Origin of the sequence: Pelatocladus sp. BLCC-F211 (assembly GCF_041928655.1) — a bacterium.
GTDB lineage: Bacteria > Cyanobacteriota > Cyanobacteriia > Cyanobacteriales > Nostocaceae > Pelatocladus.
In genome coordinates, this window is the sequence record NZ_JBHFLM010000030.1 from 16,125 (window position 1) to 30,555 (window position 14,431).

The following is a 14,431-nucleotide window of genomic DNA, read 5'->3' on the forward strand; positions in this document are numbered from 1 at the left end:
CAATCAACTCAAAACTCATGCCATACGCTGCTAAGATTTTAATCTACCCGAATGAACTACCCAGACCTACTACGCCCGTGGTCTGGGTTTCTGAAACCAGACCAGTAGATTTGGATTTTTGACGCTTCTTTGCCCCTAGTTGCCGCATACTTCCCGCAATTTTACGAGTGTTTACGGTAGAGCTTGGCGACTCAGCGTCTACGAAGCTAGTTCCTAACTCCGTCAGATTACCTTTAGCCCAATAAAGCATTACTTCAGCAGCAGCAATATCACGGTCTTGCTGATATCCGCAAATAGCACAATTATGGACTCTAATATCAAGAGTTTTTTTGTGCTGATGACCGCATTTTGGGCAAGTCTGACTAGGCTTTACTTTCTTGGTAGGAACTTCTACAAATACACCACCAATTTGTTCAACTTTGTATTTGATGGTACTGCGTAGGATTCCAAAACCAACATCAAGTATTGATTTGTTCAAACCTGCTTTTTGTTTTTTGCGCTTACCAATATACGCTTTACTGGTCATGTTTTTAACTTCTAGTTTTTCGGTTGCAACGAAGCTATTACCGCTTACTATTTCTGATGCAACTTGATGTACCCAATTCTGACGCTGATTAGCAACCTTACGAGTTATCTTGCTAACCTTGACTTGGGCTTTCTTCCATCTTCTAGAAGCTTTGATTTTTTTCTTTCTATTTGGTGCTTGCTTCCGTCTTTTACTCTTGGAAGCTTTTTTGATTAGTTGTTCAGCATTCCTCAAAAATTTAGGCGCTTCAATTTGTTGGTGATTCTCACCATCAGTAATTGACAATGCTGAATTACACCCTAAATCTATGCCAATAGCACCAGTTGGTAAAATTTCTGTTTTCAAAACTTGGTATAAAACATCAACAGTGATAGAGGCGTACCATTTGCCATTTCTGTAAACGATGGTGCAAGTAGTAGGTGTTCCCCAATACTTAGCTTTTCCTCGCATTACTATACGTCCAATTTTAGACAAGGTAATATACCCATTTGCACCGTTAGACTCTACAGAATACCCAGATTTAGCCGGATACGTCCAACCGGAATAATGGCGTATTGATTTATATTTAGGACGTTTACCTAAACCTTTGAACCAACGTTCAAAAGCATAATCAACACGTTTTAATGTAGCTTGTAGAGCCTGAGAATTGATTTCTTTGTACTCTGTCCAAACTTCCTTGAAAGCAGGTAATGAGTTCTGTTGTTCAAAATAGCTAACAGAATGATTGAATTTTTGATATTGAGTAAATCTGTTATATACAGCAGCATTGTACAAGTCTTTGTGTAACTTTCGGTGATACCTCAAAGACTGTTCTATTTGTTTGTTTGGGTATAACCTGAAAGTCATCCGTCTTGTAGCCACTGATTTATTTGCCTCCTTTTTGAGTTTGTTTTATGAAACTACAGTTGACATGTAGGCTTGTCAAGTGGTTCCTAGAAAAGGCTCTCATTCGGTTTTCTCTGTTCACCTACATCTTGTGTTTGTGACCAAGTACAGACGCAAAACAATAACCGCGCCAATTTTGGAACGGTTACATGAAATATTTGCAAATGTCTGCATAAAAACAAAATGCAGATTGATTGAGTTTTCAGGAGAAGTAGACCATGTTCACTTACTAATTGACTTTCATCCTGATAACAATCTATCTGCTCTTGTGGGTAGTCTAAAATCAGCGTCTAGTAGAATTATCCAAAAAGAATTTTCAGAACATTTATCTACGTTCTATAGAAAATCTGTATTTTGGTCAAGTTCATATTATGTCGCTTCTACTGGTGGTGCGCCTATTGAAAAAATCAAACAATATATACAGTCTCAAGACGTACCAAACGATTAATTGGAAAATGCTCAAATCCTCTCTGCACTGTTTGAACTGCGTACCCTTCGGGATCTTGCTACAAAAACATTTGAGAAGTTTTCGCATTTTCCCGCTATTCATCCCTACCTTACTTCGCTGAAGGTAGGGACTTTCGCGTTACGTTAAATCACTAGATGGTGTTGAAGTAGAGGCAGCAAGAGTCCTATCTAGTGGTGCTATACACTATGATCGTGAATTTGCAATTGTTGACGAACACGATAAGTTTGTCAACAGTTTAGAATCCCCGTGCTTTTAAGCCGGGGAGAGGTCAAGCTGAGTTTCAAGGTATAGAAAAGGAGCTAAGTGAGGGATACACAAAGCTCCAGTATGGCGCAGAAGGTTAAGTAGGTGGGCGTGATGGAGGACTACCCACTTCTTTTTTGTCTCCACAAACCAAGGTATCAGCTATGCAAACTAACGACAATGAATATAAAACAACGGTGCAACAGCAGAATTAAACTATATTTATTTACTCTGAAGAAACACTAGCCAAAATCTTTATAAAATCAAGATTTTGGCTAGTGTTTCTTCCCTTCATCACGAAGGCATTTAATTAAAAATGATATTTAGCTGTTAATTGATATATCATTTTATTTCCAAATACTTATAACTTTTGAGTCACAAAGCTTTATTAAATCTTTATAGTTAACATACAAATATTTTGGTGCATGTACTATTTTTAACTGATATTTAGTTAAATAGACTACTTTTTTCTAGCAATTGATCTCAGTTCCAACTTTTGTATAAAGATTTTGTAAAGGTTTGTAGAACTGAATGAAATTCAACTTCAAAAAGATTACGATTTTTAATTAAAGGCGTAATAAAGCATTGATGAAAAAATAATAAATTTTTGTTTGCGTGTTTTATGAATTAAAAAGCTTGCTCAGTGTATATGCAAGAGCAATCTAGTTTTATGGCTATGCGTAGGTATTTTCTAAACAGTTTCAAAAAATCTATTTAACACGCAATCCTACTATCGGAGGAATTAAAAAATCATCAATGTCTTTAGATTAAAAAAATACAGAACTGACTGATAATTCCGGTCAGGGTACAAGCCTCCAGATTCCAGAATGAGAAAAACAATCAATGTGGCGACATAGGTTTGCTACCTATGTTTCATTAATTCAAAATCTAAAATTTCAACTCGGATGAAAAAAGTAGCCAATATTTCTTGAGAACTTTTAGTCATAAAAACACCTCATTAATTGCACATTAAATGTGCAGGGTGCATCTCATGCGTAAACCTGTTCTGACTATTTTTTATCAATTTAATCCTTGGAATACCACAATTGGTGGAATTCAGACACTAATCAAGAGCTTTATTAAGTACGCTCCCAGTGAATTTGAGGTGCGCTTAGTAGGAACAGGATGCGATCGCCAGCAAACTGTAGCTAATTGGCAAGAAGCAGAATTAGCTGGTAGGGTAATTAATTTCCTACCTTTATTTACTCTGCGAAATGACAATTTTAGAAGTTTGATACCTACCACATTGAAATATACAACTGCTCTTTTAGGGCATTGCTTTGCTTCAGATTTCATGCATTTTCATCGCTTAGAACCAACCTTAGCAGCCCTTAATTGGTATGGGGAGAAAACTCTGTTTGTTCATAATGATATTCGGACACAGATACAGACTGCGGGTGACAAAAAAGCGATTCTGTGGCGAAGATTTCCCGCAGCTTATTTTGCATTGGAAAAAATATTACTTGGACAATTCAACCAAATTCTTTCATGTAACACTGATACCGCAGAACTGTACCGACAGCGCTACCCAAAAATAGCAGAACGTGTTACTTACATCAAAAATTCATTTGATAATGAAATATTCTACCCGTTAACGAAGGAAGAACGAGAAGCATCAAGATGTAAACTAGCATCTCATTTGGGATTAGCAGAAGATACACGTTTTGTGCTGTTTGCTGGTAGATTACACCCACAAAAAGACCCGATTTTGTTGCTACATGCATTTGCGGCGTTGAATATTGGCAATATTCATTTACTCTTAGCAGGTGATGGCGAATTAGCAAAAATTGTCCGTGAAGAAATTGATCAATTAGGCTTATCTGAGCAAGTAACCATGCTTGGTGCAGTAGATCAAACGCACATGGCACACTTGTATCGAATCAGCAACGTCTTTGTTCTCAGCAGTGCATACGAAGGTTTACCCTTAGCAGCGCTGGAAGCACTTGCTAGCGGAACACCCGTAGTTACGACTAGATGCGGTGAAACACCAAAAATTCTGACAACTAATACTGGAGTTGTTTGTCAAGAACGCACTCCCAAGGTTATAGCAGATGCCTTACACAAAGTATTGCTGCATCCAGAAAATTATCTAACTGAGTCTTGTACACAAATTGCAAAGCCTTATGCTGCACAGACTGTGATTAACGAAGTCTACAGTCAAATGTGGCAACGCTGGAATGAATCCAATTGACTCTTATTAAAGAGGCTTAAAGCACAAGCACAACTGATTGGTATGTTGGTATGAAGATTGCCGTGATTGGTGCAAAAGGTCTACCTCCTAGACAGGGTGGGATCGAACATTACTGTGCAGAAATATATCCGTGCATGACAGCACAGGGTAACACTGTGGATTTATTTGCTCGCTGTTCCTATACCCAAGCTTCCTGGCTTGTTCATCATAATTTTCAAGGAGTTCGAGTCATCTCCTTACCTGGTTTGCAGATCAAAGGTGTGGATGCTTTTTTGACCTCAGCATTAAGTGCGATCGCTGCTACTGGTCGAAAATACGATATTATTCATTTCCATGCTCTGGGCCCATCTCTGTTTACTGGTTTAGCTAAAATTACCACCTCAGCCAAAGTAGTAGTCACCTGTCAGGGATTAGATTGGCAACGTGCCAAGTGGGGCAATTTTTCTACTCGCTTAATCCAGATGGGTGAGAAGGCAGCAGTACGTTTTGCTGATGGAATTATTGTGGTATCTGATGCCCTCAAATCCTACTTTTTACAAACCTATAATCGGGAGACAGTCTACATTCCTAATGCTCCAGCCAGCTACGGTGAGTCAGACCCAAATTTCACCTATGCAACTCAGCTAGGACTAATTAAAGGACGCTACATTCTATTTTTAGGCAGAATAGTACCAGAAAAACGTCCTGACTTACTTATTGAAGCCTTCAACATCTTGAAACCGCAGGGATGGAAACTAGTTATTGCTGGAGGTGTCAGCGATACAAAATCCTTCACCACAAAATTGTTAGAAAAGATAGCGAATAATCCTAATATCGTATTCGCAGGCGAACTTAGAGGTGTTCGTTTGTGGGAAATTGTCCGAGGTGCGGGGTTATTTGTCCTACCTTCTGATTTAGAGGGACTTCCTCTGGCGATGTTAGAAGCTATGCAAGAAGGTATACCTGTATTAGCAAGTAATATTCCACCCCATCAGCAATTGATTTGTGGAGGACGGGGAATGCTTTTTGAAGTTGGAAACCTCAACTCTTGTATTCGTTCTCTAGATTGGGCTATTAATCACCCAATACAAATGGCTGCAATGGCTGAAAATGCAAAAAAACATGTACAGCTTCACTACGGTTGGGATCACATTACCTCAGAAACCTTGAAACTATATACAACTCTGTTGAACTCCCCTGAACTAGTAGTCAATAGTCCAGAGTCAATAGTCATTCGTCATTAGTCAATGGTCATTAGTCATTAGTCATTAGTCATTAGTCATTAGTCATTCTGTCCCCCTTGTCCCCGGTGTCTCCCTTGTCCCCCTTGTCCCCCTTGTCCCCCTTGTCCCCAATCCCTGATCCCTGATCCCCAATCCCCAAAAATTATGGAAAAAGGCTTATCATCTTTACCATTTATATTGAAGCGGCGTGCTTTACCTGCTCTAGTGACATTTGCTGCTGTTATTGGTGGAGCGATCGCCTACCTTATAATTACCCCACGGCTGTATGAAATATCGACGCGACTAATACTTGATCAAAAAAGGGTAAGCGTTTCGGAATTGGGACGTGATCTGACTCAACTCAGTCCGGGTACATCAGGAAATTCTAATCCCCTAGCTGACCAAGCAGAATTAATCAAATCGCAACGGGTTCTTCAAAAAGCGCTAGCTAAGGTTGCTGCGGAATCAGGATTTAGTTCACTGGAAAATCAACTGACAGTTGGACAACTGAGTCGAAACTTGAAGGTCAAAATTGTTCCCGCTACTAATATTTTGGAGGTGAGCTATCTCAACAAAGACCCTACACTTGCAACCAAAGTCGTCAATGCAATTTCTCAAGCAATGGTTGAGGATAATACTCAAGTTATCCGTCAAGAAGCTGCAAATGTCCGCAAATTCTTAGAAAAAAAGGTTCCTGATGCTCGCAAGCGGGTAGAGGAGGCTGAACAGAAGGAAAATAAATATAGACAAAGTAGTGGTATTGTCTCCTTTGATGAGCAAACTAAAAGTCTGGTGAATAGTTTAGCGACTGTGGAAGAGCAGGAGAATACTCTTGTAGCTCAACTTCAAGAATTGCGTTCTAAGGAAGGTTCACTGCGACAAGTCACCGACGCCAAAGCTCTGAATCAAGCTTATGCAGCAGTGCGTGGTGGTCAAGATGAAGAACTCAAGGCGTTACGCACTAAGTTAGCAGAGATCGAAACTAAACTAGTTCAAGCTCGTTTGTCCTTAACAGATAGTCATCCGATTGTTATGAATCTGCTGGGACAACGAAACGGTTTACGTGCTTTGTACTTCCAAGGATTAGCTCGTGTATCGCCTAGAAGTAAATCTATTTCCTCTAGCTCTGTAGCAGGCGATAAAATCAGCCAAGACTTAACCTCTGAACTGATTGTTAATGATGTAGAACGCTTGGCTATTGAAAAGAAGTTTCGGTCTGTCCAAGCTAATCGTAATAATCTCCAAGCTCGTCTAGCACAATTGCCAATAAAACAGCAACAGTTGACTCCACTCACACGCAAACGGGAAGAAGCTGTGGAATCTTTGAAGTTACTGCAAAGCAAACTGGAAGAAGCACGGATTGCTGAAGCTCAACTGGTTGGTAATATCCAAATTATTGAAGCAGCACAACCACCAAAAGAACCGTCCTTACCCAATAAAAAAGCCGTATTGGCGATCGCAATTGTATTTGGAACTGCTTTAGCTACAGGTATTATTCTGTTACTAGAGCTTATGGATCATACTTTAAAGGATGCTTCCGAAGCTGAGGATTTACTAAAGCTACCATTGTTGGCAGTATTACCATCTTTACCAGATCATGCGATCGCTCTTGAACCATCTGGACGATTTTTAGATCATGTTGGTTTGGTTGAGCCATACCGCACTCTATTGAAAAACCTGGAGTTTCGTAGTCCTGAGCCTTTGCGATCAATTGTTGTTAGTAGCACTATCACTGGAGAAGGTAAATCGGTAGTTGCTTCACATCTGGCTGTGATTTCCGCCATGTTATCTCGACGCACACTGCTAATTGATGCAGATTTGCGTCGTCCTGTGCTGCATACATTATTTAACTTAGCTCCCCAGCCAGGAATTACAGATGTGATTGATTCACAAAGATCCTTAGAGGAAACGGTGCAACGAACTCATATAGCTAACCTCTTTGTATTGACTTGTGGTGATTTGTATGGACGTCCCTCACATTTACTAGAGTCAGAGGCTATGAGGTCTGTGATTATAGAAGCAACTCGCCTGTATGATTTTGTGATTATAGATACTCCTCCTCTGAGTGCTTGTGCTGATGGTCAGACATTAGGACGGCAAAGTGGCGGCATTTTGTTAGTTACACGTCCCAATTTCACAATTAAAGAAGTTCTGCAAAAAGCAGTATCAGAATTAACACATAATCAAATACCTATCATAGGAGTAGTTGTCAATGGAATTACACAGCAGACTGAACGATATTACCGCTATCCCGTTAATGGTTATACACCATCTAGACATTTGAGTGAGGGTAGTTCCGCCTAAAGTTGCTAAAAACCATTTGCAATCTAGCTAATTATGTTGACTAATCAACGTAGACATTCTTCTGTTTTACCACTGTTGATTGGGTTCGTAGGTGCAGGAGTTGGTATAGTAGCAGGATATCTCGCAGGTGCTAAACCTCTTTACCTGTGTTTGGCTCTAGTGGCGATTCCTCTAGTCATCTTATTCTTTACCAGGTTTGAGCAAGCGGTACTAGGTTTATTGATTCTGCGTAGTTCTCTTGATGTTTTCTCTGCTCAACAAATACCCGCTGCATTTGCCATAGCTTTAGATGTCCTGACTTTGCTATATGTGACGATAAAGTTATTGACACGTCAACCTATACAAACTGATTGGTTTTGGTGGTTCTTTGCTGGATGGGTGATTTTGCAAGGTATTTGGCCAATACTATGCATTTTAGGAGGATTGGGGTTAGGTGCTTTTACATTGCTAGATAATATCCGTGAATGGACGCGACTATTTTCTTGGTTAATGGTATATCTGCTTGTCATGCAACTTCGGGAGCGACTACATCCTGAGAAGATTATTTCCCTGCTATTCATTTCACTCATCCCACCAATGATCTTAGGACTAATGCAGCAATTGTCTTCACTATTATCTCATGTGCGAATTCATGGTACGTTTGCTCACGCCAATAATTTTGTACTTTACCTGCTACTGTTTATCGCTCTAACTTGCTGGAAGTTGCGTTCAGCAAAACAGCACTGGTATTGGATTCTTTTACTAGGTCTACTTGCCAATCTCTATGTAGCTACTGGTGCTGTATTTGGTTTGGTGATGCTCGCAACGTTTCTTTTGACCTCAATTTTACCTAAGTTAAAACTGTCTAATGCGATCGCTGGAGTCATAGTCATTGTTGTATTAGCAGCCCTGTTTTTTAGCACAGACTACGGACGCGAACGTCTAAACCAGATTATGCAAACACCTTTGCTGAACTCAGACATAGACATATCGCGAGCAATTGTGTTATCAAATTCGGATTTTAACAGTTTCAACTGGCGGATTTCTCAATGGCATTATTTATTGCAATCTTGGCAGAATTCACCGCTCTTTGGTTACGGTCTCGGAACAAGCAACGGATTTCCTAACTACTACAGTTTAAGTCCTTATCCTGTTCCTGCTCACAATGATTATGTGCGAGCTTTAGTAGAAGGGGGAATAGTGGGTCTAGTTACTTTTGTTACCTTTATTGTCATTCAAGGTCTACATCTGCTCAAACTATTCTGGCACGCACCTGGTGAGAGTAATCAACGCGATTTGTGCTGGGTCTTGTTAGCTGTCTTGATCGCCACAACCGTAGGAATGCTTACAGACAACGTCTGGAGTGGTACTGCTTTTTACTTCTACTGGTGGACTACGTATGCGATCGCTGGCTGGAATTGGAACGAATTACAGTAATCTCATTATCCTCAACAGGAGAATAGATGATATGTCCCTTGCCTACAAAATCTCTGGATGGAATCGCAGACGCAAATGGCAGTTATTTTTAAATGCGATTCAACCCACTGCTGAAACTACCATTTTGGATTGCGGTTTTACAGATAAAGAATTTAGTCAGACATATAACTTTTTAGAGAAAAATTATCCTTATCCAGATCAAATTACTGCTCTTAGTATTGACGAATCTCAAGAGTTTAACGCTCGGTATCCGCAAATAAAAACTATTGTTTACGACGGCAAGATATTTCCATTTTCAGACCAATCTTTTGATGTTTGCTGGTCAAATGCTGTGTTAGAACATGTTGGTAATCAGGAAAGACAAATTCTATTTTTAAAAGAGATCAAAAGAGTAGCAAAAGTCGGATTTATTACGACACCAAACAGATATTTTCCTATCGAAGTGCATACGCGCACCCTGTTCTTACATTTTTTGCCCAAAAAAATCTTTGATCGCTATCTACACTTTACTGGTAAGGAATGGGCATCTGGAGAGTATATGTACTTGTTATCTGTTCGAGATTTACACAGTCTGCTACATGCTGCCGGAATTACCCAGTACAAGATTATCAAAAATAGATTGCTTTTCTTCGTCCTTGATTTTGTGATTATTTTTGAGACGATTGCAGGTAAAAAAGAGCTTTGCAATCCAAGTTAATATCGAGGAATATATTCATGCATACCAAAATTAAAACTTTAGAAAATACTCAATTTAGAATCTCTAAAAGTATCAAAGAAAAGCTTCGTTGACCGAGAATTGCTAACTCTATATCAAGGTACACAATCAAGTTCTTTCTAACCAAGTAGCATTTTCCAAGATATGCCCAAAGTTTCTGTGATTATCCCGGCTTATAATGCGATGACTTATCTCCCGGAAACAGTAGGGAGTGTTCTCAGACAGAGTTTCACTGATTTTGAAGTGTTGATTATTGATGATGGTAGTTCAGATACCATCCAACAATGGGCTTCTCAAGTACAAGATTTGCGAGTTAGGCTAATTTCTCAGGAAAATCAAGGAGCATCTGCGGCACGTAATACTGGTATTGCTCATGCTCAAGGAGAGTATCTAGCATTTTTGGACGCTGACGACTTATGGGAAGCAACCAAGCTAGAAAAACAAGTACTTTGTCTAGATAATTATCCAGCAGCAGGACTGGTATATACCTGGACAGTCTTAATCGATCCAACTGGAAAACCTACAGGAAGAGTATTTGCTAGCAAAGCTGAAGGTGATGTATGGAATCAGCTCATTGAACACAACATCATTGAGTGTGGTAGCTCACCTATGATTCGTCGCGATTGTTTTGAAACTGTCGGTTTATTTGATTGCAATTTACTGGCGGTTGAAGATTGGGAGATGTGGGTTCGCATTGCTTCTCGTTATCCCTTTGCAGTGCTTCAAGAACCTTTGACTTACTATCGCCAACTTTCTACTAGCTTGTCCAAAAACTGGCAATTAATGGCGCAATGCTTTCCTTTATTTATTGAGAAAGTATTCTACTCTGCACCTTCAGAGCGACTGTACTTGAAGAATCGCAGCTATTATCAAGCAAACCTGTGTCTAGCTTGGAAATGTTTGCAAAGTACTGATAGAGACTATAAGCAAGCAGTTCAATTTTGGCAGCAAGCTATTATCTACTACCCTCAGAAACGCTACTCCTTAGAATATCTTCGTTTGAGTTTAGCGATCGCGCTGATGCGTTGTTTAGGTTCTGATAACTACAACCAAGTCATGGAGATAATTTACGTTTTACGCCGACGTGTATTAGGGAGATTAGCTGTTACACCAATTTAATATGAAGACGCATACAAAGACCCCTCCCCGCAAGCGGGGAGGGGTTAGGGGAGGGGTAAAATTCTATGCAGCTTCACGAAGAATTGGTATTACTCAATAGTATTTCATTTCATCAAAGCACTATTAATATGAACATGAAAGTAAGCATTATTGTTGGTGGTCGATGGCACGCAATTGAACTGGCGAGGGAACTTCATAAAGTCGGTGTTTTGCATCGACTAATCACGAATTACCCTAAATTCAAAACTCGTTATTGGGGTGTACCTGATCATAAAGTCGTAAGCTTACCTTTGACATTGCTATTAAATAAAGCTATCCAAAAAATAGGTGGAGATCCTTTAATTAGGAAGTCACAGCCTTTTTTATATCGCCTTTTTGGTCATGCTGTTGTTGGTTATTTAGAAGGTAGTACACTAATTCATGGATGGTCAAGTTTTTCTGAACCTGCACTATATTGGGCTAAACAAAACGGCATACCTTTTGTTCTAGAGCGTAGTTCCTCACATATCAAAGTGCAATTACAATTATTGCAAGCGGAATATCAAAAACTAGGATTAGTTTGCACAGAAATTCATCCAAAAATTGTCAACCAAGAGTTGCGGGAATATAATTTAGCTGACCGAGTAGCGGTTCCTAGCTTCTTTGCTAAACGCAGCTTTCTTGAGCAAGAATTTCCTAAAGAAAGCTTGATTCACAATCCCTTTGGAACAAATATAGCAACTTTTTATCCTGGGAAAAAGCAGGATAATATTTTTCGAGTAGTTTATGCAGGTTCCCTGAGTGTACGTAAGGGAATTCATTATTTAGTCAAAGCTTTTATGCAAGCTAATATTCCCAACAGTGAGCTTTTATTAATTGGGGGAGCCACACCAGAAACGCCTCAATTATTAGTTGGAGCAGATGAGCGAGTCAAATGTCTTGGACACATTCCTGAACCAAAGTTAGCAGACTACTACCGTAATAGTAGTGTTTTTGCTATGCCCAGTATTGAAGATGGTTTTGGGTATGTAGTAACTCAAGCTTTAGGTTGTGGTTTACCTCTGATTTGTACAACAAATACTGGTGGTGAAGATGCTTTGAGAATGCAAGGTGAACAGCCGATTAAATTAGAAAACAATATAGAAGAGTATCCTGCTGGTTATATAGTACCTCCAGGAAATTATCATGCGATCGCTTCACTATTAAAATTACTTGCATCTAATTCAAAGGTACTGGAGCAAAAGCGGCAAGCAGCACAGAGTTTTCAAGAAAAAGATTTAAGTTGGGAGCAATATTCAAACAGAGCAATTGAAGAATACCAAAAATTTATCAGATAGATAATACAATTCTCTAAATTTATTAGCTACATAATTGCATGATTTTATCTGAAGATAAAGGGTGTGAATTAACTAAAAGGAGTTGAAATATGCCTAAAGTATCTGTTGTCATTCCTGCATATAATGCTATGTTTTTTTTACCAGAAACTTTAGAAAGTGTTTTGCAGCAAACTTTCACCGATTTTGAAGTATTTATTGTTAATGATGGCAGTTCAGATAATATTGTGGAATGGGCTTCTGATATTGGAGATTCGCGAGTCAAATTAATTTCGCAAGCAAACCAACGTGTCTCCGCAGCACGCAATACTGGTATTGCTCATGCTCAAGGAGAATATATCGCATTTTTGGATGCGGACGATTTGTGGGAGCCAACAAAACTTGAAAAACAGGTACGTTGTTTAGATGAAAAACCGGAAGTAGGTTTGGTATATACTTGGACACTTTTAGTTGATAAAGAAAACAATCCTACAGGTAGAATTTTTGCTTCCCATTTAGAAGGTAATATATGGGATGAACTTCTTGTAAATGACCCAATTGCTAGTGGAAGTTCAGCAATGGTTCGACGTATTTGCTTTGATACTGTTGGGCTATTTGATCGGGATTTAGCTTATGCACCAGATTTAGACATGTGGGTTCGTATTGCTCTTCGTTATCCCATTGCAGTTGTCAAGGAACCTCTACTCCGCTATCGTCAACTTCCTAACAGTTTCTCTAGAAATCGTCAAGGAATGATTAAGGATATTCGCGCAGTTATTGAGAAAACATTTGCATCAGTTTCCTTAGAGCAGTTGTATTTGAGAAATTGGTGTTATGCAAGTATATTCTTTGGTTTAGCATGGTTTTCTGTAGACGATGGAGATTGGAAAAAAGCAATTCATTTCCGTCAGCAAGCTCTTTTACACTATCCTCAAGTACGTTACAGCGAGAAATATCTACGTTTGAGTCTAGCGATCGCAATGATACGTTGGTTTGGTGCTAATGGCTACGATGGAGTACGATCCTTGACTCAAATCTTTCGCCGACGCATGTTTGGTGTGTCAATCTGATAGCAATTTCATCCATTATTAGGAGCTGAACTCAATTAATTTTGCGATCTTATGCTTTTTATTCACCGCAGTAAATAGTTAATAATAATGCACAAAAGTCAGCGTTATTTGAGACAAAATAAATCCTCGAAACAGACTCAAAATTTAACCCCCAAAGTTTATAAGGTAGTGCATCGACCTGAGAGTCAAATGAGGCGTCCGCTTCAATTATTCAAAGAAATGGGACGAGACTTGTTAAGCTCACGAGAGTTGGCTTGGCGGCTCATGATTCGAGATATCAGCGCCAAATACCGTCAGTCATTTTTAGGTATTTTCTGGGCAATTATACCTCCGATTATCATGGCAGTTGGCTTTACCCTTGCCCAAGGAGGTGGAGTTGTCAATCTTGGTGCTACGGACTTACCCTATCCTGCTTACGTCATGTTCAGCATGACATTGTGGCAAACTTTTGTCGAAGCACTGAATGGTCCACCTCAAGCAGTAACCGCTGCCAAAATGATGCTCTCTAGAATTAATTTCCCTAGAGAAGCGCTGATTATTGCCAAATTAGGTGAAGTTTTTTTCAATTTTGGCATCAAACTAATTCTGATTGTGGGCTTGTTTATTTGGTTTAAAATTCCTATAACTTGGAGCGTATTTTTAGCGCCCGTCGCATTAATTCATTTAGTATTGCTAGGAACGTTTTTTGGTCTGCTGTTAGCTCCACTCAGCGCTCTCTATCAAGATTTTTCCATTGGACTAACCTTAATAACTGGATTTTGGCTATTTCTGACGCCAGTAGTTTATCCAGTTCCCAATCATGGCGTATTCGGCACTATTGTCAATCTAAATCCCGTTACACCTTTGTTAGTCACAACACGGGAGTTGGCAACAACAGGTGTAATATCCAATCCTCAAGGATTTTGGATCGCCAGTCTAATTGCAATTGTGGGATTACTTTTAGCTTGGATTATTTATCGTCTAGCGATGCCTTATGTAGTTGAGAGAATGAGTTCTTAA

The 14,431-nt window shown here is 39.4% G+C and carries 11 protein-coding genes and 1 pseudogene; 11 read left to right on the top strand and 1 reads right to left on the bottom strand.

Going from position 1 to position 14,431, the window contains the following annotated elements:
• Positions 1–43 precede the first annotated feature (43 nt).
• Positions 44–1,372 (bottom strand): RNA-guided endonuclease InsQ/TnpB family protein, encoded by a 1,329-nt coding sequence (locus ACE1AT_RS02795; RefSeq protein WP_374865793.1) that lies wholly within the window; start codon positions 1,370–1,372, stop codon positions 44–46.
• A 79-nt stretch (positions 1,373–1,451) separates the two neighbouring features.
• On the opposite strand from ACE1AT_RS02795, the gene tnpA reads away from it, so the two are divergent.
• The 11 genes and pseudogenes from tnpA to ACE1AT_RS02850 all read left to right on the top strand — a co-directional run bounded on the left by tnpA (position 1,452) and on the right by ACE1AT_RS02850 (position 14,431).
• Entirely contained in the window at positions 1,452–1,859 is a 408-nt protein-coding gene (gene tnpA / locus ACE1AT_RS02800; RefSeq protein ID WP_374865794.1) for an IS200/IS605 family transposase, read from the top strand.
• A gap of 154 nt (positions 1,860–2,013) precedes the next feature.
• Positions 2,014–2,136: pseudogene (locus tag ACE1AT_RS02805) on the top strand (MOSC domain-containing protein); the annotation flags it as partial.
• Positions 2,137–3,114: 978 nt separating this feature from the next.
• Positions 3,115–4,314 carry a glycosyltransferase family 4 protein gene (locus ACE1AT_RS02810; protein ID WP_374865795.1) on the top strand — a complete coding sequence of 400 codons (1,200 nt, stop codon included), beginning with the start codon at positions 3,115–3,117 and terminating at the stop codon, positions 4,312–4,314.
• 50 nt (positions 4,315–4,364) lie between these two features.
• Complete coding sequence (locus tag ACE1AT_RS02815; RefSeq protein ID WP_374865796.1) at positions 4,365–5,537, top strand: glycosyltransferase family 4 protein; 1,173 nt, start codon at positions 4,365–4,367, stop codon at positions 5,535–5,537.
• Positions 5,538–5,681: 144 nt separating this feature from the next.
• A complete protein-coding gene (locus ACE1AT_RS02820; RefSeq protein WP_374865797.1) occupies positions 5,682–7,820 on the top strand; it encodes a GumC family protein in 2,139 nt (712 codons plus the stop codon).
• Between the two features lie 33 nt (positions 7,821–7,853).
• Positions 7,854–9,236 (top strand): O-antigen ligase family protein, encoded by a 1,383-nt coding sequence (locus tag ACE1AT_RS02825; protein WP_374865798.1) that lies wholly within the window; start codon positions 7,854–7,856, stop codon positions 9,234–9,236.
• On the top strand, positions 9,163–9,933 hold the full coding sequence (locus ACE1AT_RS02830) for a methyltransferase domain-containing protein (protein ID WP_374865799.1): 771 nt from the start codon (positions 9,163–9,165) through the stop codon (positions 9,931–9,933). Before ACE1AT_RS02825 ends, ACE1AT_RS02830 begins: the two co-directional genes overlap by 74 nt.
• A gap of 162 nt (positions 9,934–10,095) precedes the next feature.
• Complete coding sequence (locus tag ACE1AT_RS02835) at positions 10,096–11,070, top strand: glycosyltransferase family 2 protein (RefSeq protein WP_374865800.1); 975 nt, start codon at positions 10,096–10,098, stop codon at positions 11,068–11,070.
• 65 nt (positions 11,071–11,135) lie between these two features.
• Positions 11,136–12,386 (top strand): glycosyltransferase family 4 protein, encoded by a 1,251-nt coding sequence (locus tag ACE1AT_RS02840; protein WP_374865801.1) that lies wholly within the window; start codon positions 11,136–11,138, stop codon positions 12,384–12,386.
• 89 nt (positions 12,387–12,475) lie between these two features.
• Positions 12,476–13,432 carry a glycosyltransferase family 2 protein gene (locus tag ACE1AT_RS02845; RefSeq protein ID WP_374865802.1) on the top strand — a complete coding sequence of 319 codons (957 nt, stop codon included), beginning with the start codon at positions 12,476–12,478 and terminating at the stop codon, positions 13,430–13,432.
• A 219-nt stretch (positions 13,433–13,651) separates the two neighbouring features.
• Entirely contained in the window at positions 13,652–14,431 is a 780-nt protein-coding gene (locus ACE1AT_RS02850) for an ABC transporter permease (protein ID WP_374865846.1), read from the top strand.